The sequence below is a fragment of the Providencia sp. PROV223 genome (assembly GCF_028479245.1).
GTDB lineage: Bacteria > Pseudomonadota > Gammaproteobacteria > Enterobacterales > Enterobacteriaceae > Providencia > Providencia rettgeri.
In genome coordinates, this window is record NZ_JAMPNG010000002.1 from 166905 (window position 1) to 192196 (window position 25292).

A 25292-nucleotide genomic window follows, 5' to 3' on the forward strand; every position below is an offset into this window, starting at 1 on the left:
CTCCAACGCCTGCTTTTAATTGTTATGTATAATAATTTTAATCGCGTCACCTTTTTGAGCGGTTGCCATGGCCTCGTTGATCTCATCTAAAGCAAATCGGTGAGTCACTAATTTCTCGATATCAATTAAGCCCGAAGAAATCAGTGTCAAGGCTTGCTGGTAGCCTTCTCGACTTAACGCACTGGCTCCTGTAAGAATAAGCTCGTTGTAGTGAATAATATTGACATCAATTTGCGCCATATCATCCTTTGAAAAGCCGGCAAACAAGTTAACTCGTCCTCCTTTTCTAGCGAGTTCCAATGCGGGATTAACTAATCCAGGAATGCCAATAGCAATAATCACCACATCTGCGCCCACCCCTTCCGTCAAGCCTTTTACTACATCCAGTAAGTTTTCTTGCTGGCTATTGACGACACGTGTGGCACCGCAATTTAACGCAGCCTGTTGGCGTTGTTCATTGAGTTCACTAACAACAATATTTGTCGCACCTGAGAAACGCGCAAGTTGCACATGCATTAACCCGATAGGCCCCGCACCAATAATGACCACCGTATCACCAAGCTCAATACCCACATTTTTTTGTCCATTGATACAGCAAGCTAACGGCTCAGCTAATGCTGCGGCTTCAAAAGACATCCCTTTCGGTATCTTAAAGACATTACCCGATGACAAAGCAACCTCTGGTATTCGAACATATTCCGCAAAAGCGCCATCAAATTCATAACCGATTGCTTGGCGGTTTAAACAGACATTTTCTTTACCGATACGACAATAAACACAAGAACGGCATGGCACGACAGGGTCAACAGCGATTGCGTCCCCGACGTTTAGGTCAGTCACATTTTCACCGACTTCGACAATTTCCCCTGAAAATTCATGCCCTATTACAGAAGGGTAACGCACGCCTTTGGTTTTTTTACCGGAAATAATCCGTCCGTCAGTTCCACAAATCGCGGCTGCCTTGACTTTAATAACCACATCGCCTTTACCAACTTGTGGATATTTAACGTCTGCCACTCTAAGTTCATTAGGCGCATACAATACCGCTGCTTTCATTTTTTCCTCCCCATGCATGACAGCTATGAACGTTGGTTATTTGCCACCCGCTTGCTTATATTCCGCGATAGCTTGGTCAACCGAACAATCATCATTGATTAATGCATTCAGAGCCTTAATGACTGCTGTTGGGTTTTCGTGCTGCCATACAAAGCGCCCGTATGTCACACCACCAACACCAATATCTAATGCTTTACGTGTATTTGTTAGGAAGCTAACAAGATCGCTCCCCATATCACCACCAGCTAAAGCAACCATAGCTGGGCAACTATCAACGACAGATTTAAATGTCTCAGGGGAACCAGACCAGAGTGTTTTGATGATATCGACACCTAGCTCAGCGCCTGCGCGAACACAGTAAGCGAGATTTTTCGCATCAAAACTGTCTTCAATCATTGGGCCTTTTGGATAAATGTGTGCGACTAAAGGCAGTCCTGCGGAAGCAGCGGCTTTCGATACTTGGCCTAAAAATGTCAATTGCTGTGCCTGTTCTGGCCCGCCCATAATACAGCCGACTGAAATTGCGTCTGCTCCTAAACGAATGGCTTCTTCAACGTCAGCAACGGGTGTGTCATAAGCTTCATGGTAAGGTATGGAGTAACTTGTCGCTTTCATGATGATAGAAACATCGGAAGCAACATATGGAGGATAAACTTTTTCAATAATACCTTTATGCATCGTAATAGCATCAGGTGCACCCGCAACAACCTGTTTCATGACGGATTTAATATCACCAATTCCCGGTAATACACCACGTGTAATCGGATGATCCATGGTAATTGCAAGAAGACGGCCAGATTTTTTATTTAATAATCTTTTTAAACGGATTTCTTTTCCTAAAAACATATTGATGACCTCTTTAAATCAATGAGTGAATTAATTAACTAAATTTTGAGGATGGCCAGATAAAAAGGCTTCGATATTGTCCATCATCATGTCTGATAAGGTTTGTATGGCTTCAAAACTAGCCCATGAAATATGAGGAGTAAGAATAAAATTTGATAACTGAGTTAATTTCATCATATAACTTTCTTTTTCAGGTGGTTCTGAAATACAAACATCAAACCCAGCACCTAATATTTTATTATTTATTAGAGCGCCATATAATGCTTCTTCATTAACGATCCCACCTCGTGCAGTATTAATTAAAATACAAGACAATTTCATCTGTTCGAATTCTGGAAAGCTAATTAAATCCTTGGTGGATTTGAGTAATGGACAATGAATAGAAATAATATCGCTTTTCGCAATAACATCTTCAAAAGGTGTATATAGTGGGCCCATATTATTCGTGCCCTTGTATGTGGAAAATAACACCTTCATACCAAAAACTTTTGCGATATCAGCAACTGCCTTACCTAAGACACCATCACCAATAATACCAAGCGTCGAGTCAGCTAAGTTATTAATTTTATAATCAAAATAACAAAATTGACCTGATTCTTGCCAGCGACCATTTCGTACTGATTGTGCATAGGCTAATAAGCTACGACGTAAGGCTAAAATCAAGGTAAACGTATGCTCAGGAACTGTATTTATTGCATAATTTCTGATATTAGAAACTAATATATTACGCTCATTACAAGCACCAATATCAATCACATCCATTCCTGTTGCAGCGACAGAAATAAATTTAAGTCTCTTTGCAGCTTCAATAATTTTTTTAGTTATTCTTACTTTATTGGTAATAATAATGTCTGCATTTTTTACTCGCTCAATAATTTCATCTTCCGATGTTTTCCCATACAGTTCTAAACTATATTCTTTATTTATTTTCTTAATATTTATTCCTTCGGGGAAAGTTTCATGATCGAGAAACACGATTTTAACTGTCATTTTTATTACCACCCAATTAACCAACAAAATGAATATCAATTAGACTTTTTGATTTAATAAAATTATATAATTCACTTATCAGGAAGGCATTGTAAGAATGACTAGTTTTCAATGTAAAAAATTGAATATAATTGTGCATATGCACAATTTGTTATGAATTCGATCACAAGAATGTGATGAATAAAAAATCGGCCCCTTAAAACAGGTGACCGATTTAAAATAAAGTGAGTTAATAACTCAACATTAGAAAAAGGTTGGCATTTCCTCTATAACATCATATTTATCATCAACAAGATAAATCACTTTCCATTTATCAAATGTAATACAGGGATGAGATGTCCCAAATACCAGTATATCACCAACTTGGAAATCACAATTTTCATCAAAAGATAAAATGGCATGTTGGTCCATTAAACCAACTGTTTTCGCACTATTAGTTTGAAAATAGACTGGCTTCCCCTCTCGGTATTGCATTAGAGGCTGAGGCAAACCTGCATCAAAGGCGACATCTCTTTTGCCAAAATTAACAATCGCTCGTCCCCTCTCAGGTACTGACTGAATTAATGCCACAATTTCCATCGCTGGCATCAAATCGCCATCTAACTGGCAGGCCATACTATCTCTAACTTTCAATGCGTTCTGAGCTTCATCATAAATACCGTGGTCATGTGTAATATAACATCCAGGGCGGATCACAAACCGAATAGGTTTAGAAAGATGAAACTCTGCCATTTTTTTACTGACCAGATCATACCAAACTGAACCTGCCCCAGTTATTAATAGCTCCCCTGAATAACGTGCAAATACACCTAAGTTATCCAGTTTTTGACTGGTGGTTAACACTCGCTGTAAAAATTGCTGTATCTCTTCAATATCCTTTTGAGCATCATCACTATGAATAACGCCTTCATAGAATTCAATGCCAGCAATCATTAAAGAAGGGAGTTTGGTTAACTCATTTGCCAATATGATGGCTTCTTCTTCACTTCGACATCCACAGTGTCCACCATTAACCCCTAACTCAATCAGCACATTTATGGTTAAATCTAACGATGAAAAAATAGCCGCCAGCTGTTTTGCATGAATCACGCTATCAACACAACAATAAATATTGGCTTGATTTAATAGCACTAACTCTGCAAGTAATCGAATATTGGTTTTACCCACGACTTGATTCGCAATAATGATATTCTGAACACCTGACTCCACTGCCACCTTGGCTTGATAAGCTGTTCCTACACTTAGCCCCCATGCACCTTGAGCAATTTGTCGTTTAAAAATGGCAGGCGTCATGGTGGTTTTACCATGTGGAGACAACGAAACATTCGCCACATTCGAATAATGCTGCATCCATGCAATATTATTTTCCAGCTCATTACGCTTCACTACCACCGCAGGCAAACACACATCCTCATGTAGAATGTTTACCGAAATACCCTCTTGATTTAATGTGGCTGATTTATGCCCTACGCCTGCTAACACATTCAGTTTCGTCATTTTTTTCCTCAACTTGCTGGTTACTGGCTTTTGGCTGTGTTTTCTCTCTCGTGAGTAATATTTTCTAGTACTTCTTCACGACTGAGTTTATTTTTTGGTGTTATCAATGTCACAACAACCGCGCAGACCAAACTGATGGCTAATGCAGGGATTACTGGGTTGCCTAATTTTGCAGACCACTCTGGCGTCAAGATAATCGTTAATGATGTTGAACTCCCCGCAACCAATGCAGCAATACAGCCTTGCCAGTTAAAACGATGCCAGAATTTACCCAATAACACGGTTACACACAGGCCTGACATAATCATTGATATCATTTTGGTAATGTAGCCGATAATGTCATTCGAAGTTAATGCAAAGACAAGTGCTAACAAGATGACGCCAAGTAAGAAGATACGAGATAAATTGATCGCTTTCTCAGGTGGAGGCATCCTACCTGTTACCATCGTATAGATATCACGTAGGATAATAGAAACACCCGCGATAGCATCTGAGCTGCCTGATGACATATTGGCAGACATACCTGCAATCAATACCACCATCGCTAACACGTGCGGTAAAGCATTAGTTGCATATAAGAAAGCAAAGCTGCTGTTTTCTAAATTCGGCTCCATCACATGCGTTGCCATCCCGATAATCGCAGGTAGGAACGAAAACCCCATATACAGTAACCCTGTAATAATAAAGGACTGGCGGATAGCTTTAGTTGATGCTGCTGAATAAATACGTTGGCGATATGACGGTGTCGCTAATACACCAATGCCAATGACCACAGCCAATGATATCGCAGGTAAAACGCCTAATTTACCAATACCGAATAAAGTAAAGGCGTCAGGGTCTGTACTCTTAACAACAACATCCCAACCACCAACATAGCTTACCGAAGCAACCGCTAGAATGATAAACCCGAGGAATAAAACAATTGATTGCAGTGTATCAATCCATGAAACCGCTTTATAGCCACCAATCCCCACGTAAAAAACAAAGCCAACTGCGATAATGATCTTCGCAACAGTAATATCAATATCTGCCGCCCATGCTAGGTATAAACCGCCGCCAAGAATATGAGCGCCCAGCCAGCCTATCGATGCTAAAAATATTAATAACGCAACCAAGTTTTTCACTAAACGGCTGCCGCCTGTGTAATAGCAGATCTCTTCACTCATGGTCATAAAGCGATAATTTCTTACTGGCGCAAATAACCAAGCCGTTAGTAAGATCCCCGTCGCTCCACCAATCCCATACAACATTCCCGCCCAACCATTGGAATAACCAAAACTGACTGCACCAATACTTGAGCCCGTTCCCACCATCGTACCGACAGTTGAACCGAGAGTGAGTAGCATAGGGAGCTTTCTGCCCCCAAGAATGAAGTCTTCACCGGTTTTTTGATGCCTTGTGACGTACCAACCCACAAACATCATCACAAATGCATATAACAAAAACCACATTAAGAAATTATTATGTTCCATAGTAGCCTCTCATCGCCTTAGCAATTAAGATTTGAATTTGCTGTTGAAGCAGGTGATATCCACTTCAACCATACAATCGACGACAAGGTCAGCGACAAAGCACACCCGCGCAGGTGGGTTATCTGCAAAGAATTGCTGAAATACTTTATTAAAAGATTGGAAATAGCGCGCATCACTTAATACCACTTTCATATGCACAATATCTTGCGTAGCAAATCCCGCATCTTTCATAATGTTTAAACAATTCTCGATAGCCAATTTAGATTGCGCGATAATTCCGCCATCAATCACTTCCCCGTCAATCATGGGTGTTTGCCCTGAAACATACAGCCATCCGTCAGCTAACACCGCTTTAGCAAAAGGCAATGATTGCCCGCCAGTACCTTTTGAGCCTTCAATTCCGAATCTTTTAATCATTTTTATCTCTCTTTTATTTATTTCTTTCTAAGAATTTACCTGCTCTATTCCCAGTCATTTCTTTTTTGGTATAAGTCAGAACACCATTAACAAACACATATTCAATGCCATCTGCTTTTTGTTTTGGGTCTTGGAATGTGGCTGTTTCATTAATTTTTTCAGGGTCAAATACAACGATATCTGCAAAATAATTTTCTTGGATAAGGCCTCTATCCTTTAAAGAAAAACGTTGTGCTGACATGCCTGTCATTTTGTAAATCGCGGTGGTTATTGGGAAAAGCTGCTCATCACGGCTATAGTGGCTAATAACTCGAGGGAAAGTTCCCCAAAGACGTGGATGTGGATTAGGGTCACGAGGTAAGCCATCAGAACCCACCATACTGCTTGGGTGCTGTAACACACGACGCACATCGTCTTCGTGCATTTGGAAATAAATAGCTCCCGCAGGAACAATTTTTTCTGCAACTTGGAAAATATCGCTACTCCACATTGCGGCTATTTCTTTTAATGTCTTACCCGCGACTTCAGGAAATGGTGTCGACCAAGTTACTAGAATGTCATAGTCTTCAGTAACTTGTGTGATATCTAAGTTTGATGAACCCGCACGATATGGATAACAATCGCAATTGATATCCTGCATGACTTGGTATTTTTCAATGAGAGCCAGCGTTTCTTTTGTGCGTCCCCAGTTTTTTGCCCCAGCACACTTATGGTGGGAAATTTGCACAGGAACTTTTGCATGACGACCAATATGGAAGGCTTCATGCATCGCATCAATGATACCGTCATATTCAGTTCGCATATGAGTGGTATAAATTCCCTGATGCTCTGCTAATAATTCAGCCAACTCACAAATTTCTTCGGTCGAAGAATTAATCGCGTTACCGTAAGATAAACCAGTGCTTAGCCCTAAAGCCCCTTCATCTAACGCACAGGCCAATACTTGCTTCATATGAGCGATATTGTCTGGCGTCGCGGGCTTTAATAAGTCTGTTACAAAATTATTTCTTAAGGTTGTATGCCCTATTAATGTCGCGACATTAACAGTTGGCTTCACATTATTAATTTTTTGTTTATAACTGGCTAAATCAGCAAATTGAAATTCGCTTAATTCACCTAATAAATTAATTGGGTCAGGAACTTCGTCCTTTAATGTTGCACACGCTGCACTGATACCACAATTACCGACAATAATTGTCGTTACACCTTGTGATGTTTTTTCGATATATTCAGGCTTATCAATCACAATTAAATCGTCATGAGTATGCACTTCAATAAATCCAGGTGATAAAATTAAACCTGAGCAATCAATTATTTTTTCAGCATCTTCACTTATATTTTTTGATATTTTAATAATCCATTCATCTTTAACGGCAATATCACTGACAAACTCACTTTTACCACTACCATCTATTACAGTGGCATTTTTAAAAACATAATCGTATTTCATTTGAATATCTCTTTAAGATTAATTAGTTTGATTTTTAAATGCGATATATGCAGATATAAATGCTTTCGCTTTTTCTCTGGTTTTCTCTGGTGTTTGGCCTATTCGATAAAGATCATTTCCCAACCCTGCACCATGGCAGCCAATACTTAGGTATTCATGCAAGTTATTCGGCGTGATACCTCCTACCGCATAAATGGCAATATTTTTTGGGATCACTGACATCAGCGATTTCACATAATTAACCCCAAAAGGCGCAGTAGGAAAGATTTTTAAATTAACAGCACCAGCGTCAATCGCGGTAAAAGCTTCTGTTGCTGTTGCACAACCTGGAAATATTTCCATCTTATTTTCAAGAGCAGTCGTGATCACAGAAACGTTAATGTTAGGTGTGACAATAATTTTAGCGTTCATTATTGCCAACTTTTCAACATTGCTTTTATTGAGCACAGTACCGGCACCGATTTTTAATTTATCGCCGTAGTTTTCAATCGCTAATGGAATACTTTTTTCCCACTCGGGAGAGTTAAGAGGAATTTCTATATAATTAAAACCTTCATCTGCAAGGATAGCGATATGTTCTAAAACTTCGTCAGGTTTTATTCCCCGTAATATTGCAATAAGCGGTATTTCATTTTTAGAATTCATAACAATCACCTAATAAAAAACCATTAATAATATTTATTTGTATTGCGTTTCTTTTAATATTGAAATTGCACCCAATCCAGAAAAAGGCTGTTCCTTTTTATCGTCTAATAGGTGTATTTCCCCAGTGAAGTAACTATCATTTTTAATTAACTCTTTAAGTGCATCCGCTAAAATAGGTTTTCCACTAATAACAATTTTTATATCGCTAGTAATATTAAGAGCTTGGCTATGTTTTATTGCGAGTAAATCTGACGCCAAAATAGCTCCCAATAAAAAACTTGAGCGTTGGTCAAGTGTCGCTTCCGTGAAAAGGTCTAGTAGCCTCACCGAAAAACAACTTCTCGCAATCCCTACTTGCAGACTAAGCTCAGCACCTTTGCGTAAATATTCTTTATCTAAACATTGAACAAATTGGTGTTCTAAAGAACTGGCTAAGATAGTCTGGTGCGTTAATGTATCGAAGATTTCCCCTGCCATCGTTGTTGCCAATGCAACCACATTATTATTTTCATCAAGACGTACAAACTTAGAATGCGAGCCGGGCAAAATGACTAAGGCAGGGCCAAGATCCGGTTGCTGTGTTAGAATGCCAAAAACTTCAACTTCTTCACCACGCATTACATCTATACTTTCAATTGAATCAAACGTCATATTTGCCACGTTATTTTTAACGCCTGGTATAAAAATAATCGGTTTTTCACTGATCTCCTTGATAACACAAGGCATTGTGGCTTTAGCAAGTTGTTGCATTGAAACCGGGGTCACTTGGTGAGGTAAGTGACACAGCCCAATTTCGGATGTAATCATGCCAGATGCAACGAGCTGATAATTTTCTCTTTCTTCAGCACTCACTCCTAACAACAGCTTATCTAGTACTATTTTTATTGATTGAATTAACAGCGTTTTATCGCCATTTTTTGCACAATCCCTAATACCAACTTCAACACTTTGTTCACGAACAACCGCGTTATTTTTCCATGCTCTAACTCGGGTATTCGTTGTCCCTGTATCAATGGTCACTATCAACATGTTTATCCCTTTAAAATAACGGAACGTCGTTCCTTTTTTAATAACATACATTAAAATATAGGAATGTCGTTCCGTTTTTATAAGAATAACGACAGCGATCACAATCAAAAAATCAAATTCAATGAAGATCAATACATTACGTACTGCATGTTTTTTCAGAGAAAAAAATTGCATCGAGGTAAAAATGGAACGACGTTTAAATAATGAGTACAATGAAAGAGCTTAGCGTGAGTGAGGAGCCTACGATGACGAAAGAAAGTCAAGCAAACTCGTCGAGTATCGACAGAGTACTGACCATACTTGAAGAGATTAGTAACCATTCTGACGGAATTTCTTTGGCCGAATTGGTCAAGAATACGGAAATTCCAAAAACCACGGCTTTTCGCGTATTAGAAACACTAAAAGAACGCCAATATGTCAGCTTAGACCATCTTACAGAACGCTATAACCTTGACTTAAAAAGCCTCGAATTAGGCATTAAAGGCTTAATGAATGTTAATTTAGTCGAAGTTTCAATCCCTTATTTAAAAACGTTGTCGAGTTCAACGTTTGAAACTTGCTTTTTAGGGGTTTATAACAGTGGCCATGTGGTCTATCTCTATAAAAGTGAAGGAACGCTATCCATTCAAACTTCCGCAAAACTGGGTGCTCGACTACCCGCTTATTGTACTGGTATAGGGAAAGCTTTATTAGCCTTCCAACCGTTAGAAGAAATTGATGCAGTACTGGATAAACCGTTAACCAAATACACTGAAAAAACAGTTATCGACCGCATGAAACTGTATGAAGTTTTGGCTGATATCCGTATAAAAGGTTTTTCTTTAGATGATGAAGAAAATGAAGAAGGGCTTACCTGTGTAGCTAGGCCGATATTTAATTATACCGGTAATGTGATCGGCGCGATTAGTGTCGCTGGGCCGACTCACAGAATGGTTTCCAAAATAGACCGTGTTAATGAAGAACTTGCCCACGTTTGCTTACTGATTTCCCGCCGCCTTGGCTATATCGAGCCAACCAGCACTAAATAAAACAAAAAACCCCATCTCATATGAGATGGGGTGCCAAAATAGCAATATTTGTTGTTTACACAAGAACAAGTTGTACAAAAGCAATGTACTGGCCCACCTCCTTGTGGAACCCAACCTAATGGCGATTTCTCACCAATTGATACCGACGAGTCAGGTATTCGATAGGTGCACTCCAAATGTGCACTAAACGGCAGAATGGGAAGAGTAAAAATATCGTCATACCCAACACAATATGCAGTTTAAAAACGATGCCAACACCTTCAAGGTAATTGGATGCCCCCCAATGGAATGTCACAATAGACTGCGCCCATCCCACTAATTTCAGCATTTCGCTGCCATCCATATGTTGTGCTGAGAATGGAATGGTAAGTAATCCTAAGCAAACTTGCACCACCAGCAAGGTTAAAATCATGATGTCACCGAAGGATGAAGTTGCCCTCACTCGTGGGTTCGTTAGGCGGCGCTTCAATAGCATCGCACCACCAATTAACATCATCACACCTGCTGCGCCCCCACCAATCATTGCCATTAACTGCTTAATATGCATTGGCAAGAAAGATTCATACATCCAGTGAGGCGTTAGCATACCTAAAAAGTGGCCGACAAAAATCCCAATAATCCCCAAATGAAATAAGTTTGATGCCAAACGCATATTCTTTTTATCCAACATTTGGCTGGAACCCGCTCGCCACGTGTATTGCCCATAATCGTAACGTAACCAACTACCGACAATAAATACCGTCCCAGCGATATAGGGGTAAATATCGAAGAAAAATTGATTGATAAAATTCATTTTTGAACTCCTACATGGCTGCTGCCCACACTGAGATCCAAATACTGTGGTACCACCGCATTGGCGAAGCGATGTTGATGTGCCGCCACTTCGCTACCACATGTTTTTTCATCGGCAAAAAATTTCACTTGCTCCTCTTCCCAAACCGCATCTAATGCCTCTGGGGTGTCATCCCGTACTTCGGTTGCCACTTGTTTGCTTAATTGCTCCGCCGCAATATCGCTATGAGAAAGCTCAAGTAAAAAATCAAATAAAACAGAGAAACGGCTTTCTCGCTGTTTCAGCCTTTCCCCTAACAACGCTAAAATTGGCGCAATATCCTGCAACCCCTCGATAGTTTCATTGGTCGGTAATACCGTTAGATATTCCAAATAAATGGGCAAATGGTCAGGTAATTCACGGCAATCAATTTGCAAACCGTGTTGCTGATATTGAGCCATTAAATCCACCATCGCTTGTCCTCGGTCTCGGGACTCACCGTGCACATGCTCAAATAGCAATAATGATGTTGCGCGGCCTCTATCAAACAGCTCACAATATTGCGCCTGCATATCAAGTAAGTCTTCGTTGAGATACTCGCGCACAAACACCATCAATTGAACAGCCCGTGTGACAGGCAGCTCATCAGCCTGTTCTAGTGCTTCAATGAGCTCATCGCGATGTAACCAAAGCGCTTCAGAAGGGTATTCCAATAACCGAGAAATCACTTTTAGTGTCATCATAGTGCTTTCTCCTGATTATTTTTTGGTGTGATATCAATGGCATCAATGCGCCTGCTATTAAATAAATTCGCTTTGCTATCGCTGCCATGGCAACCATCACCAAAACTAAAGCCACAAGCTTTGGCTTCAGGGAACGCTTCGCGTGCCAATTCTCGATGGCTGGATGGAATGACAAAACGGTCTTCATAGTTAGCAATGGCTAAATAGCGGTACATTTCTTGTGCCTGAGCTTGTGTTAAGCCAACTTGCTCTAACGCGCTGGTATCACATTGGTTTTCCACGGTTTCTGCCCGTTTGAAATGACGCATCGCTAACATACGTTTTAACGCCAATAACACCGGCTCGGTATCCCCCGCCGTTAACAAATTCGCAAGGTATTGCACTGGAATACGTAAGCTTTCTACATCCGGCAATACACCGTTATTGGCTAAGAGCCCTGAATCTGCCACTGACTGGATCGGTGACAAAGGTGGCACATACCACACCATTGGTAACGTGCGATATTCAGGATGCAGTGGCAGAGCTAAGCGCCATTCCATCGCCATTTTGTACACTGGGGATTTCTGTGCCGCATCGATCACACTTAATGGGATCCCTTGTTTTTGCGCTTCTTCAATCACTTTTGGATCATGAGGATCAAGGAAAACATCAAGTTGGCTCTGGTAAAGGTCAGTTTCCTTTTCTACACTGGCCGCTGACTCAATTTTGTCCGCGTCATACAGCAATACCCCTAAATAACGGATACGACCAACACAGGTTTCAGAGCAGACCGTTGGCATGCCTGACTCAATACGTGGATAACAGAAAATGCATTTTTCTGATTTACCACTTTTCCAATTGAAATAGATTTTTTTATACGGGCAACCGGTTAAGCACATACGCCAGCCGCGGCATTTATCTTGGTCAATCAACACAATACCGTCTTCTGAGCGCTTATAAATTGCCCCACTTGGGCAGGTCGCGACACACGCTGGGTTTAAACAATGTTCACAAAGGCGTGGTAAATACATCATGAATGTATTTTCAAACTGCCCATACATCTCTTTTTGAATATGTTCAAAGTTTTTATCTTGGGCTCGCTTGGCGAATTCACCACCTAAATCATCTTCCCAGTTTGGTCCCATTTTGACATTACTCATTCGCTCACCCGTAATTAATGAACGAGGACGTGCTGTCGGTACGTGCTTGCCTTCTTTGGCATTTTTTAAATGGCCGTAGTCATAATTAAACGGCTCATAATAATCATCCAAGGCAGGTACATCTGGGTTAGCGAAGATTTTCGATAAAACACCCACTTTGTTTCCCATCCGTGGAACCAATTTACCCTTAATGGTGCGGATCCAACCGCCTTTCCATTTCTCTTGGTCTTCCCAATTTTGGGGGTAACCAATACCCGGTTTGGTTTCGACGTTATTAAACCATGCGTATTCTACCCCTTCGCGGCTAGTCCACACGTTTTTACAGGTCACTGAGCAAGTGTGACAACCAATACATTTATCAAGGTTTAGCACCATGCCGACTTGAGAACGAATTTTCATTATGCTTTCTCCTTTCCGCTCAAGGTCTGCTGGTAGGCATCACCTTCACCATCCAGCCAGTCAACCTGTTTCATTTTGCGAACAACCACAAATTCATCACGATTAGAACCTACTGTTCCGTAATAATTGAAGCTATAGGCAAGGTGCGCATAGCCACCGATCATATGGGTCGGTTTCGGGCAAACACGCGTGACCGAGTTATGAATTCCACCACGTTGAGCCGTAATTTCAGAGCCGGGTAAGTTGATCAGCCGTTCTTGGGCGTGGTACATCATGATCATGCCATCAGGAATACGTTGGCTAACGATCGCTTTGGCGGTTAATGCCCCATTACTGTTAAAAGCTTCAACCCAATCGTTATCTTCAACACCCAGTTCACGAGCATCTTCTTCGCTAAGCCAAACAACTGGACCACCGCGGCCTAACGTCAACATTAATAAGTTGTCGCTGTAAGTAGAGTGGATCCCCCATTTTTGGTGCGGTGTTAAAAAGTTCAGTGCTTTCTCAGGAAATCCATTCGATTTTTTCCCCATAAGAGGCTGAGCCGCTCGAGTGTCAATCGGTGGGCGATACACCACAAGGCTTTCCCCAAAGGCGCGCATCCATTCGTGATCTTGATACAATTGCTGACGACCACTGAGCGTCCGCCATGGGATCATTTCATGTACGTTGGTATAACAGGCGTTGTAGGAAACATGTTCATCTTCCAACCCTGACCATGTAGGGCTTGATATAATTTTACGCGGCTGCGCAACAATATCGCGAAAACGGATTTTTTCGTCTTCTTTATAACGAGCAAGATGAGTATGGTCGCGGCCCGTTACTTTGCTTAACGCATCCCATGCTTTTACCGCCACTTGCCCATTAGTTTCAGGCGCGAGTGTTAAAATGACTTCTGCGGCATCAATCGCTGTTTCAATTTTTGGTCGCCCTGCATTAGCCCCCTCAGGCTGAGTTTTATTGAGCTTTTTCAGGAAATCAATTTCATCTTGCGTATTCCAACTGATGCCCTTACCACCATTACCCAGTTTATCCATGAGTGGGCCAAGAGAGGTAAAACGTGCATAAGTGTTTGGGTAGTCACGCTCAACACAGATAATATGTGGCGCTGTTTTCCCTGGAATAAGCTCACACTGCCCTTTTTTCCAATCTCTAACATCAAACGGTTGTGCCATCTCGGCTGCACTATCATGTTGAATCGGCAACGTCACCACATCCGTTTCTTTGCCTAAGTGCCCAACGCTGACCTCAGAAAATGCTTTGGCAATCCCCTTATAAATTTCCCAGTCGCTTTTGGATTCCCAAGCTGGGTCGACCGCAGCTGACAATGGGTGAATAAATGGATGCATATCCGAGGTATTCATATCGTCTTTTTCATACCAAGTAGCGGTCGGTAAGATAACGTCCGAGAACAGGCAGGTGCTCGACATTCTGAAGTCGAGAGTCACCACTAAGTCAACTTTCCCTTCTGCCGCTTTATCTTGCCATTCCACTTCTTCAGGTTTGACGCCGCCTTGTTGGCCTAAGTCTTTGCCTTGAATACCATTTTCAGTACCCAATAAATATTTCAATAAATATTCATGACCTTTCCCTGCAGACCCCAATAAATTTGAACGCCAAATAAACAGGTTACGTGGGAAATTTTGAGGATCATCAGGTTGCTCTGCTGCAAAGCGAATATTCCCTTCTTTCAATTGCTTAACAGTATAGTCTGTGGGTGACATACCTGCATTTTGTGCATTCTTCGCAATATTTAATGGGTTTACATTTAATTGTGGCGCTGACGGCAGCCACCCCATGCGTTCTGCACGTACATTCATATCAACTAAACTGCCGCTAAAGGCGTGTTTATCGGCTAGAGGCGACAGCAACTCTTCTGTTCCCACCGTTTCGTAACGCCATTGGCTTGAATGGTTATAGAAAAAAGAGGTGCTATTCATATGACGAGGTGGGCGCTGCCAGTCCAAACCGAATGCTAAAGGTAACCAACCCGTTTGTGGACGTAATTTTTCCTGCCCAACATAGTGAGACCAGCCGCCGCCGCTCTGCCCAACACAACCACAGAAAATCAACATATTGATAATCGCACGGTAAGTCATGTCCATGTGGTACCAGTGGTTAATCCCTGCCCCGACAATCACCATCGCACGACCGTGAGTTTTCTCTGCGGTATCCGCAAATTCACGGGCGATACGAATGATATTTTGGCGGCTAACCCCAGTGACTTTTTCTGCCCACGCCGGTGAATACGCTTTCATATCATCGTAATCAACCGCACAGTTTTCATCACCAAAACCACGGTCAATACCGTAGTTAGCAAGCATCAAATCATACACACTAGTAACCAGTGACTCGCTGCCATCGGCAAGCTGAATACGTTTCGCAGGTAATTTATGCAGTAAGACGTCTTTCAGTTCAACGCTTTGAAAATGCTCACTTTCTAAACCACCAAAGTATGGGAAGCCAACCTCAACAAATTCATCATGGCTATCTGCCAAGCTGAGTTTCATTTTTATGTCATGTGCATCTTGTCCCGCACGCGGCTCTAAATTCCATTTTTGGCTATCATCCCAACGGAATCCCATTGAACCTTGTGGAGCACATAATTCGCCCGTCTCTTCATCAATCGCGATGGTTTTCCATTCGGCATTTTTCTCTTCGCCTAAAGAATCAACGAGATCCGAAGCACGCAGCATACGCCCAGCAACATAGGCACCATTTTCGTGCTTATCGAGCATCACCAACATAGGCATATCGGTGTAAGTTCGCACATATTCACGGAAGTATTCTGCTTCACGTTTTACATGGAACTCATTGAGGATCACATGCCCCATCGCCATTGCCATGGCGCTATCTGTTCCTTGTTTCGGGTTCAACCAATGGTCACATAATTTGGCAATTTCCGCGTAATCCGGCGTCACCGCGACTGTTTTAGTCCCTTTGTAGCGGACTTCTGCAAAGAAGTGAGCATCTGGCGTACGGGTTTGCGGAACGTTAGAACCCCAAGCAATAATGTAGGATGAGTTGTACCAGTCCGCAGATTCAGGTACATCAGTCTGTTCGCCCCACGTCATTGGGGATGCGGGCGGTAAGTCACAATACCAGTCATAAAAGCTCAAGCATGAGCCACCAATTAATGATAAATAGCGCGCGCCCGAGGCATAGGAAACCATCGACATCGCAGGAATTGGTGAAAAGCCAACAATGCGGTCAGGACCAAATTCTTTAATCGTCGCGACGTTTGCCGCTGCAATCAGTTCATTCACTTCCTGCCAACTTGAACGAACAAAACCACCGCGACCACGAGCTTGTTTATAGCTTTGTGCCTTTTGCGGATCATTGATAATAGATAGCCACGCTGCAACAGGGTCTTGATGCTCTGCTTTTGCTTCACGCCACAATTTAAGTAAGCGCTTACGCATCATTGGGTATTTAACACGGTTTGCGCTATATAAATACCAAGAGTAGCTCGCCCCACGAGGGCATCCTCTTGGTTCATGATCAGGTAGGTCTGGGCGAGTGCGTGGGTAATCCGTCTGTTGGGTCTCCCAAGTGACTAACCCATTTTTGACATAAATTTTCCAGCTACAAGAGCCAGTACAATTAACACCATGGGTGGAACGCACGACTTTGTCATGCTGCCAACGGCTACGATAACCATCTTCCCAATCACGATTTACATTTAATTCTTGCCCGTGATCACCTGAAAAGGTCTCGCCTAACTGCTTAAAATACCGAAATCTATCTAAAAACTTGCTCATCGGATTGCCTCCAAAGAGACGGCGACCGGCGCCGTACATTGCTAAAATTGATTTTTATGACTTGTTATTATTTGTGTTTACGGCCATATACCAGCCATGTGATAAACACACAGGAAAGATAAAATACAAAAAACACTTTCATCGCATCTGCCGGTGACCCCGTCAGTGTTAGTGATGTACCGAACGCTTTTGGAATAAAGAAGCCACCTATTGCCCCAATTGCAGAAATAAACCCTAGAGCCGCAGCACTTTCTGTTACCGCCTCTTTTTGGGCTTCTTGCTCTGAAGCTCCTCTTAAGATGGCTTTGTCCATAGTTAATTTACGGAAAACGACAGCAATCATTTGGAAGGTTGAGCCACTACCTAGCCCTGCCGTTAAAAACAACACCATAAATACGCCATAAAATGCTCCAAAAGAGCCTCCTTGGCCGTTTTCTGGTAACGTAAAAAATAGCAAGCCGGAGAAAACCGCCATGACCACAAAGTTCAGTAATGTGACTTTCACACCACCAAAACGGTCAGACAACATGCCGCCGACTGGACGAGCTAGAGCTCCGAGGAAAGGGCCAAAAAAGGCAAACTTCAAAATAATGACGTCTGGGAACTGCGTTTTCGATAACATAGCAAAACCGGCAGAAAAACCGATAAATGAGCCGAATGTTGCCAGATATAACAGGCTTAATACCCATAGATGACCCCGTTTCAAAACAGGTAACTGCGCTTTAAGAGATGCCTTATTCGCCGCTAAATCATTCATGCCAAACCAAGCCATCACAGTAAAAAGCAGCAGAAATGGCACCCAAATCCAAGCGGCATTTTCTAACCACAACGTTGAGCCATCCGGCTGAGCCGCTCCAGCTCCACCCACAAAAGTAAATACGCCAACACCTACAATGAAAGGAGCCACCAATTGCATGACACTGACCCCTAAATTACCTAACCCACCATTTAGACCAAGTGCCCCGCCTTGGCGAGCTTTAGGAAAGAAGAAGCTGATGTTGGCCATACTGGACGCAAAGTTAGCGCCAGCAAAACCACAAAGTAGGGAAATAATGACAAAGACTTGATAAGGCGTGGCAGGGTTTTGAATCGCATAACCTAGCCAAATACATGGGATCACTAAAAATAGTGTACTAATCGCCGTCCAGCGACGCCCACCAAAAATAGGAATAACAAATGAATAAGGGACTCTTAATAAAGCGCCTGAAACGGAAGGTAATGCGGTTAATAAAAATAATTGGTCTGTCGTAAAATTAAAACCCACTTTATTTAAGTTAACTGCAACTGCACTAAATAACATCCATACGCAAAATGCGAGCAATAAACATGGAATAGAAATCCATAAATTACGATTTGCAATACGCTGCCCTGTTTGCTGCCAAAACCGAGTATCTTCAGGACGCCAATCCTGTATAACTCCGTTATTTGACGGTGCAACTACGTTATTAACATTATCTCGTTGAGACATAAATCACCCCGATAAATACAATTTCTGTTCGCAGTGTGTGGCGAATAGATCACCGTGAAGCTGATCTAAATCAAGAGAGACTTAAATGAAATATTCGCGTTTTTTTTCGTTAACCACTAGAGGGGTATTAGGAGTACAAGCCAATAACAAATTGAATTAAAACAAAAAAATTTATTACTCGGTAATTTTATGTATTGGAATTTAATGCGAATATTTCAATGGGATATTAAGGAGTAATACCGAAGTGGCATATTCAATTTTATATAATAGAGAAACAATATCTACGTTATCAAAAATAATGAATAAACATGTACCGTAGAAAGGATTATTTATGTCTATTGCTTATCACCGATTTTCAATCATTAACCAAGTTATTGGTTTAATGTTATTGATTGCCGTACTCGGTATTATTGGCATGACAATCTCAAATAGTATGATCATTAGTGTGCAAGGAAATGCACATGCAATTAATAAATCAGGCTCATTGCGGATGCAAAGCTATCATTTACTTTCATTAGTACCACTCAACCAATATTCTGACGTATATGTAAGTGAACTTGAGAAAAATTTATTAAGCGATGAACTGACACAAGTCGTCGAAATAGAAGATTTAAAACCGCAATTTTCTGAGATTTATCAATATTGGGTTACAGAATTAAAACCTGCACTTAACCATGCAGTTTCGCCTAATGATGCACGGCTTGCGGTCGTTACTTTTGTTAATAAGCTTGATGCATTAGTTCGCAATATTGATGAAAAAACAGAACGAAAGATAACCTATGTAGCAATCACTCAAATGGTATTTATTAGCCTCGTTTCGTTGCTACTTATTTTTGCTATCTGCCATTTTAGAAAGAAAATTTATACACCTTGGCTTAAGTTACTTCATATGGTGAATGCGATTAGTCACCAAGATTTTAGTCAGCGCTTTCCTGCAGGCAAAAAACAAGATGAGCTAAATTCACTGGGCCAAACGTTAAATCAAATGTCGGATGAGCTTGCACAAAGTTACCATCAATTAGAATCCCGAGTTATCGAAAAAACGGCTGACCTGCAAAATAAAAATAAAGTATTACTCTATTTATACCAATCTAATCGCACCTTACATGCCATTGGGCCATTATCAGTCAGGTTAGAAAAAGTATTATCTGAGCTTAAAAGCTTAATACCGCTACAGAATATCAGCTTGAGACTATACGAAGAAAATAATGATACCTACTTTCATGAAATTCATTGCCCAGAAAACGAAGAGCACTCTCTCAAGTCACCCAAGGTAACTGAACAACTTAAAGTAATATCATGGGAGATTTCCGATAACTTACAGCGTTATGGCATGATTTTGGCTGAAATAGATATAAATCAGCCATTATCTGAAGAGCAAAATAATTTAGTGCTGATGCTAGTTAAACAAATTGCTGGAATGCTAGCGATGGAGCACCAATTAGAACAACAACAGCAGTTACTGATTATGGATGAACGCTCGGCGATTGCGAGAGAATTGCATGATTCAATCGCACAATCATTATCTTGTCTCAAAATGCAAATTAGTTATCTGCAAATGCAACCTAAAACATTGCCAACTAAGCACCAAGAACTATTAAACGAAATGCGTAATGAAATAAATTCCGCTTATAGCCAATTACGTGAACTTTTAACAACCTTCAGGCTAAAATTAACTGAACCCGGCTTATTCCCGGCTTTAGAAAGCACAATCCAAGAATTCAGTCAGCGCCTTGGTTTTCAAATTGGATTAAATTACCAAATTCCAGCAAAAAGCCTCTCCCCACATCAATCTATCCATATTATCCAGATAATCCGAGAAGCTTTAAGCAATATTCTCAAACATGCTAATGCAAACTGGTCACAAGTCTCATTAATTGAAAATAACGGATTAATCACCATGACGATAGAAGATAATGGGGAAGGGATTCAGCCTCAGCCAACAAAAAATAACCATTACGGATTGATTATTATGAGAGAGAGAGCTCTGAGCCTAAATGGGAAATATCAAATTTCGCCAAGAGTTCAAGGAGGCACTACTGTTAATGTTGAATTTCCACTGACTGTGGCTTAATTGAATTGGAGTAACTCATTAATGAAAAATGAAAATAAACTAACTGGGCAATCCACCATTTTACTGATTGATGACCACCCGATGCTACGTAACGGAGTTAAACAATTAATTAGTTTAGAACCCACATTAAAAGTAATTGGTGAAGCAGACGATGGAATAACGGGTATTAAAATTGCTGAAGAGCAAGACCCCGATTTAATCCTATTAGATCTCAATATGCCGGGTATGAATGGCTTTGAAGTACTCGATAGTTTACGTAGCCGCGAACTTTCAGGCCGTATTATCTTATTTACAGTATCCAATTACGGTGAAGACTTAATTAATGCATTAAAACGAGGTGCTGATGGCTATTTACTGAAAGACATGGAACCCGAAAAATTAATTATTGCATTAAAAGAAGCAGCAAGTGGTAAAATGGTCGTTAGCCCAACGCTCGCCTCTATTTTAGCTGAATCCTTAAGAGATAACCGAGCCTCTACAGAGCATAATTTATCTGCATTAACCCCAAGAGAAACCCATATCTTAGATTTAATCTCTCAGGGGCTATCAAATAAGATGATTGCTAATAAATTACAAATCACAGAGAGCACCGTCAAAGTCCATGTCAAACACCTACTAAAGAAACTCAATTTAAAATCACGCGTTGAAGCGGCTATTTGGGTTTTACAACAAAAGTAATGACACTGCACCTTAACTTAATGCATCAAGCCATGGCTGTTGTTTTGGGTAACGTCGACGATAGCCATGCATAGCAACAGATAATTGAATCAGATCCGTAAACCTTGTCGGGTCCAAACTGGTTTGCTTTTTAATTTGCTGTAACCGATAACTTAATGTATTTCTGTGAATGCCTAATTGCTGTGCGGTACTGCCTATTTCCCCATTTTGCGATAGGAATAACTCAAGGGTTTCAATTAAAATATCCCCCGAATCATGCAACAATATTTTATGGCAAATATCCAAAAAGAAATTAAATAGATAGCTATTTTCCAATTCATTAAAGAGGCATAAAGATGCCATTTCTTTAAATAGAAAAACTTGTTTATCGGGCACAGTTAGCCGGCCAACTTCAATGACTGAACGTGCGAAATGAACGGCATCCCTCACATGTTCCTGCGTATCTGCCTGGACACCAACACCAATATAATATTGGCTAAGCTGGCTATCTAGAATGAAATGAAGATTAGGAATAAATGATTCATTTTGATAATGAGTTGATGGAAATAGCATCAAAATTTCGCGGCTATTAAGCAATAACACATCACTTTTTTCCATGGCTGATAATTCAGTAATGATCGTATCGAGTATTTCAGGACGATACTGAATAGCTTCAATATTAATAATCACAGGAATAGTCGGTAAAGTGAATGCAAAACCAGAGTTATGCAGTTTGAGTAACGCACTGCGCCCCTGTGCTTGCGTTGTACTTTCTATAAACTGGACAAATAACATATCTCGCAAACGGTGCTGCCAGTTAATACTACGCCGCTCAATTTCTTGTTGAATTAGCAGCTCAGCCGTCAGTATGGCAAGCTCGGCATAACGCTGGATCACAACAGGGTCACCACTCACCCCAATGACTAATTCCACTTTATCTGCCACAACAATCGGATGGTTTATCCCCGGAGCTACATTCGAATAAGCTCGTGCTTCATTTTCATTGTAAATAGTGATCCGTTTGCCGCAGCGAATCACTTCCACTGCGGCTTCATGAATTTCACCAATACGCTTTTTTTCCCCTGAGGCGATAATCACGCCCTGACTATTAATCACATTGACGTTGTGATGGATAATCCCCATTGCACGCGTGACAATATCATTGGCTAATTTTTCAGTCAGTAGCATCTTACCGCCTCACTTTAGGGTTTTATTTGCTTATTCGGATTCGCTAGTACGGTTCGCAGCAAATTTTCTGCTGTATCTGCCAAGTAACGCTCACCATTTGTCATGGCTTGCTCAAGGGAAATCGGCCCAGGGCACAATGACCACATTGCGCTAATACCATGTTGATATAGGATACGGCTATCTTCACTGTATCCTCCGCAAAGCGCAATAACAGGCACACCATAATGACTGGCCATACGAGCCACTCCCACAGGAGCCTTACCGTTCGCACTTTGGCTATCAAGCCGCCCTTCTCCTACAATGACTAAGTCCGCTTGTTGAATATAGGATTTCGCACCAAGGAGCCCCAAAACGAGATCGATTCCTTTTTCGAGCTTTGCCGAAACAAACCAACGAAGCCCCGCACCTAATCCACCCGCAGCGCCACTGCCCGCCTCCAGCGAAACATCTTTTCCCGTTATTGCTGACATTAATTTCGCATAGTGAGCCATTCCCATTTCAAGCTGATCAAGTGTGGCTTTGTCCGCTCCCTTTTGAGGACCATAAATATAAGTCGCGCCGTTATTGCCTAATAAAGGGTTTTCAACATCGCAAGAGACATTAAATTCAACCTTAGCGGCTCGCGAGTCAAATTTATCAAAATTAATCTTTGCAATATTAATGAGGTCTTTACCGCAAATTGGCGCCTCAATAAGCTGAGAATTTTTATCATAAAACAAAGCACCTAATGCTTGAGCAAACCCTGCACCACCATCATTAGTTGCACTTCCTCCTATCCCTATGACAATACGAGAGCAACCCATATCGAGTGCATGCTTGACCATTTCCCCCAAACCATAAGTCGAGGCATTTTCAACGCGACGGTGCTCGCGTTGAACTAATTCCAGCCCACAGCATTGTGCCATTTCAATAAAAGCAGTTTTTTCCTCCAGCACTAATAATCCTGCATCAACCTTACTACCATAAGGTCCAGTACAGCTAAAAATGTAAGGTGTTACACCAGAAAGCGCCGGGCTATGTTCCAGTGACTCCAACAAACCTTCTCCGCCATCAGATATGGGTAATAACGTCATATCTAATTCAGAGGATACACGCTTGAAACCCTCAGCAACGGCTTGACATGCTAACCTTGCAGAACAACTTCCCTTAAAGGAATCAAGTGCGATAACAATTTTCATGCAGACTTTCCTATTGTAAATGGCGATGTTGAATTATTTGCTTTCCACTGAAGCCGATACTTGTAATGGTTCAGGTTCGCTCATACCGTTAGTATTCACTCGTGAAGCAATAATCGTTCCGATAACTAACAAACCGACACCAAACCATAATCCAGAAGTCGCTGTTCCAGTGTAATCCTCAAAAAAACCAAGAATAAACGGGCCGAGGAAACCACCAAATAATCCTAAACAGTTCAATAATGCTAAACTTCCCGCCAGCATACTGCCACTCATATAAGTGGGTGGAAGAGAGAAAATAATCGATTGAACCACAAAAAACATAAATGCAGTCAAGCAAAAGCCTATTAAGCCGACAACTGGGCCTCCCAGTGCACCTATCACTAATCCAACCGCCATCACGGCATAACCTGAAATTAAAATACGTGATGAACGACGCGGTGTATTGGCTTTTCTCGCTACAAAAATGCCACCAATTGCAGCTGAAATCCAAGGGATCGCCGTTAATAAGCCAATTTGAATCGGTGTCAGTTTGCCATACTCACCTATAATAGTAGGCAAAAAGTAACTTAAACCATAGACGGAGAACTGGTGAGTAAAATAGATAGCAACAATCATCATAAAGGCTTTATTTTTAAATGCCGCCTTAAGTGAGAATTTACTATTACTCACACTAATGCTGTTTTTATCTTGGTCGTGTTTATATTTAATATAATTCCGATCATCCTCATCTAACCATTTCGCATCTTCCGGTTTATTCGGCAACACAAACCACACAACAAATGCGAGGATCACCGCGGGTAAACCTTCAATAACAAACATCCATTGCCAACCATGGAAACCTAATAAGCCATCCATACTCAGCAATAAGCCACTTAGCGGTGCTCCAATAATATTCGCAAGACAGACCCCAAGTAAAAATAACCCTGTTGCTTTAGCTCGTTCCTCTTGGCTAAACCAATATGTCATATATAAAATAACCCCGGGATATAAACCCGCTTCAGCTGCTCCCAGTAATAACCGTAAGATATAAAAAGAAGTCGGCCCTGTCACAAATGCCATCGCCGCAGATAATAGCCCCCACGTGATCATGATCCGCGTGATCCAAAAACGCGCGCCTACTTTTTCCATGATCAAATTACTTGGGATCTCAAGAATTGAGTAGGTTAGGAAAAAAAGCCCTGCTCCGATACCAAATGCGGTTGCAGATAATCCTAAATCAATCGACATCGCATTTTTTGCCATGCCAATATTCGTTCGGTCAATAAAGCTAATAATGTACGCTAAAATCAACAACGGCATCAGGTTACGGTATATCTTTGCGTTGGTTTTTTTCCCCTGAGCCGCATAATCTAACTTTGCATTTGTAGAAAACATAGATAAGATCCTCATGTTGTAGTGAAACAGGTACGGCTCTTGGTTCTAAGTGACCCATACCTGTAGCTTTTACTTCAGCAACAGCCCGACGCCCCACGTCGGGCTTTCT

20 protein-coding genes are annotated in these 25292 nt (G+C 41.3%); 3 read left to right on the forward strand and 17 right to left on the reverse strand.

The genetic code is table 11. The annotated features are described in order from the left end of the window. Positions 1-15 precede the first annotated feature (15 nt). From PR767_RS03585 to PR767_RS03625, 9 genes are all read right to left on the reverse strand, one after another. On the reverse strand, positions 16-1056 hold the full coding sequence (locus PR767_RS03585; protein WP_004907811.1) for a zinc-dependent dehydrogenase: 1041 nt from the start codon (positions 1054-1056) through the stop codon (positions 16-18). A 36-nt stretch (positions 1057-1092) separates the two neighbouring features. Further along, a complete protein-coding gene (locus PR767_RS03590) occupies positions 1093-1902 on the reverse strand; it encodes a class I fructose-bisphosphate aldolase (protein WP_004259316.1) in 810 nt (269 codons plus the stop codon). Positions 1903-1932: 30 nt separating this feature from the next. Then, a complete protein-coding gene (locus tag PR767_RS03595; RefSeq protein ID WP_272519896.1) occupies positions 1933-2892 on the reverse strand; it encodes a D-2-hydroxyacid dehydrogenase in 960 nt (319 codons plus the stop codon). A 243-nt stretch (positions 2893-3135) separates the two neighbouring features. Then, positions 3136-4389, reverse strand: coding sequence for an amino acid deaminase (locus PR767_RS03600; RefSeq protein ID WP_272519897.1), 1254 nt, complete (start codon positions 4387-4389; stop codon positions 3136-3138). Between the two features lie 20 nt (positions 4390-4409). Continuing rightward, on the reverse strand, positions 4410-5861 hold the full coding sequence (locus tag PR767_RS03605) for a sodium:solute symporter family protein (protein WP_004907804.1): 1452 nt from the start codon (positions 5859-5861) through the stop codon (positions 4410-4412). A 24-nt stretch (positions 5862-5885) separates the two neighbouring features. Beyond that, positions 5886-6278 carry a RidA family protein gene (locus tag PR767_RS03610; protein ID WP_004259329.1) on the reverse strand — a complete coding sequence of 131 codons (393 nt, stop codon included), beginning with the start codon at positions 6276-6278 and terminating at the stop codon, positions 5886-5888. Between the two features lie 13 nt (positions 6279-6291). Next, a complete protein-coding gene (locus PR767_RS03615; RefSeq protein ID WP_272519898.1) occupies positions 6292-7728 on the reverse strand; it encodes an N-acyl-D-amino-acid deacylase family protein in 1437 nt (478 codons plus the stop codon). 18 nt (positions 7729-7746) lie between these two features. Continuing rightward, entirely contained in the window at positions 7747-8373 is a 627-nt protein-coding gene (locus PR767_RS03620; RefSeq protein WP_115168032.1) for a 2-dehydro-3-deoxy-6-phosphogalactonate aldolase, read from the reverse strand. A gap of 33 nt (positions 8374-8406) precedes the next feature. Next, positions 8407-9402: a 2-dehydro-3-deoxygalactonokinase gene (locus PR767_RS03625; protein WP_162617356.1), complete on the reverse strand. Its 996-nt coding sequence runs from the start codon at positions 9400-9402 to the stop codon at positions 8407-8409. 245 nt (positions 9403-9647) lie between these two features. On the opposite strand from PR767_RS03625, the gene PR767_RS03630 reads away from it, so the two are divergent. After that, the gene (locus tag PR767_RS03630; protein ID WP_004907793.1) at positions 9648-10430 is read left to right on the forward strand and encodes an IclR family transcriptional regulator; all 783 of its coding nucleotides are present in this window, start codon (positions 9648-9650) and stop codon (positions 10428-10430) included. 115 nt (positions 10431-10545) lie between these two features. Here the strand turns inward: PR767_RS03630 and narI are convergent, their stop codons facing one another. From narI to PR767_RS03655, 5 genes are all read right to left on the reverse strand, one after another. Further along, entirely contained in the window at positions 10546-11223 is a 678-nt protein-coding gene (narI, locus tag PR767_RS03635) for a respiratory nitrate reductase subunit gamma (RefSeq protein WP_004907792.1), read from the reverse strand. Beyond that, entirely contained in the window at positions 11220-11945 is a 726-nt protein-coding gene (narJ, locus tag PR767_RS03640) for a nitrate reductase molybdenum cofactor assembly chaperone (protein ID WP_004907791.1), read from the reverse strand. The genes narI and narJ overlap by 4 nt, the downstream gene beginning before the upstream one ends. After that, positions 11942-13483 carry a nitrate reductase subunit beta gene (narH, locus tag PR767_RS03645; RefSeq protein WP_109912751.1) on the reverse strand — a complete coding sequence of 514 codons (1542 nt, stop codon included), beginning with the start codon at positions 13481-13483 and terminating at the stop codon, positions 11942-11944. Before narH ends, narJ begins: the two co-directional genes overlap by 4 nt. Next, entirely contained in the window at positions 13483-17244 is a 3762-nt protein-coding gene (locus tag PR767_RS03650; protein ID WP_210782382.1) for a nitrate reductase subunit alpha, read from the reverse strand. The genes narH and PR767_RS03650 overlap by 1 nt, the downstream gene beginning before the upstream one ends. Before the next feature lie 67 nt (positions 17245-17311). Continuing rightward, complete coding sequence (locus PR767_RS03655; protein ID WP_102138107.1) at positions 17312-18712, reverse strand: NarK family nitrate/nitrite MFS transporter; 1401 nt, start codon at positions 18710-18712, stop codon at positions 17312-17314. A gap of 331 nt (positions 18713-19043) precedes the next feature. On the opposite strand from PR767_RS03655, the gene narX reads away from it, so the two are divergent. Together narX and narL are read left to right on the forward strand one after the other, a co-directional pair. Next, positions 19044-20786, forward strand: coding sequence for a nitrate/nitrite two-component system sensor histidine kinase NarX (narX, locus tag PR767_RS03660; protein WP_102138108.1), 1743 nt, complete (start codon positions 19044-19046; stop codon positions 20784-20786). Positions 20787-20807: 21 nt separating this feature from the next. Next, the gene (gene narL / locus PR767_RS03665; RefSeq protein ID WP_004907776.1) at positions 20808-21464 is read left to right on the forward strand and encodes a two-component system response regulator NarL; all 657 of its coding nucleotides are present in this window, start codon (positions 20808-20810) and stop codon (positions 21462-21464) included. A 12-nt stretch (positions 21465-21476) separates the two neighbouring features. On the opposite strand, the gene PR767_RS03670 is transcribed toward narL, so the two are convergent. Genes PR767_RS03670 through PR767_RS03680 form a run of 3 tightly spaced genes read right to left on the reverse strand, consistent with a single transcriptional unit; the run spans position 21477 to position 25183 of the window. After that, on the reverse strand, positions 21477-22631 hold the full coding sequence (locus PR767_RS03670; RefSeq protein ID WP_004907773.1) for a CdaR family transcriptional regulator: 1155 nt from the start codon (positions 22629-22631) through the stop codon (positions 21477-21479). A gap of 14 nt (positions 22632-22645) precedes the next feature. Further along, positions 22646-23809, reverse strand: coding sequence for a glycerate kinase (locus PR767_RS03675; protein ID WP_102138109.1), 1164 nt, complete (start codon positions 23807-23809; stop codon positions 22646-22648). A gap of 33 nt (positions 23810-23842) precedes the next feature. Then, a complete protein-coding gene (locus PR767_RS03680) occupies positions 23843-25183 on the reverse strand; it encodes an MFS transporter (protein WP_272519899.1) in 1341 nt (446 codons plus the stop codon). Positions 25184-25292 lie beyond the last annotated feature (109 nt).

Coding starts and splice junctions, on each gene's coding strand:
- PR767_RS03590 (WP_004259316.1), bottom strand. CDS start 1,902: ATGTTTTTAGGAAAAGAAATCCGTTTAAAAAGATTATTAAATAAAAAA.
- PR767_RS03595 (WP_272519896.1), bottom strand. CDS start 2,892: ATGACAGTTAAAATCGTGTTTCTCGATCATGAAACTTTCCCCGAAGGA.
- narL (WP_004907776.1), top strand. CDS start 20,808: ATGAAAAATGAAAATAAACTAACTGGGCAATCCACCATTTTACTGATT.
- PR767_RS03655 (WP_102138107.1), bottom strand. CDS start 18,712: ATGTCTCAACGAGATAATGTTAATAACGTAGTTGCACCGTCAAATAAC.
- PR767_RS03670 (WP_004907773.1), bottom strand. CDS start 22,631: ATGCTACTGACTGAAAAATTAGCCAATGATATTGTCACGCGTGCAATG.
- narI (WP_004907792.1), bottom strand. CDS start 11,223: ATGAATTTTATCAATCAATTTTTCTTCGATATTTACCCCTATATCGCT.
- PR767_RS03680 (WP_272519899.1), bottom strand. CDS start 25,183: ATGTTTTCTACAAATGCAAAGTTAGATTATGCGGCTCAGGGGAAAAAA.
- PR767_RS03615 (WP_272519898.1), bottom strand. CDS start 7,728: ATGAAATACGATTATGTTTTTAAAAATGCCACTGTAATAGATGGTAGT.
- PR767_RS03605 (WP_004907804.1), bottom strand. CDS start 5,861: ATGGAACATAATAATTTCTTAATGTGGTTTTTGTTATATGCATTTGTG.
- PR767_RS03585 (WP_004907811.1), bottom strand. CDS start 1,056: ATGAAAGCAGCGGTATTGTATGCGCCTAATGAACTTAGAGTGGCAGAC.
- PR767_RS03620 (WP_115168032.1), bottom strand. CDS start 8,373: ATGAATTCTAAAAATGAAATACCGCTTATTGCAATATTACGGGGAATA.
- PR767_RS03625 (WP_162617356.1), bottom strand. CDS start 9,402: ATGTTGATAGTGACCATTGATACAGGGACAACGAATACCCGAGTTAGA.
- narJ (WP_004907791.1), bottom strand. CDS start 11,945: ATGATGACACTAAAAGTGATTTCTCGGTTATTGGAATACCCTTCTGAA.
- narX (WP_102138108.1), top strand. CDS start 19,044: ATGTCTATTGCTTATCACCGATTTTCAATCATTAACCAAGTTATTGGT.
- narH (WP_109912751.1), bottom strand. CDS start 13,483: ATGAAAATTCGTTCTCAAGTCGGCATGGTGCTAAACCTTGATAAATGT.
- PR767_RS03610 (WP_004259329.1), bottom strand. CDS start 6,278: ATGATTAAAAGATTCGGAATTGAAGGCTCAAAAGGTACTGGCGGGCAA.
- PR767_RS03650 (WP_210782382.1), bottom strand. CDS start 17,244: ATGAGCAAGTTTTTAGATAGATTTCGGTATTTTAAGCAGTTAGGCGAG.
- PR767_RS03600 (WP_272519897.1), bottom strand. CDS start 4,389: ATGACGAAACTGAATGTGTTAGCAGGCGTAGGGCATAAATCAGCCACA.
- PR767_RS03675 (WP_102138109.1), bottom strand. CDS start 23,809: ATGAAAATTGTTATCGCACTTGATTCCTTTAAGGGAAGTTGTTCTGCA.
- PR767_RS03630 (WP_004907793.1), top strand. CDS start 9,648: ATGACGAAAGAAAGTCAAGCAAACTCGTCGAGTATCGACAGAGTACTG.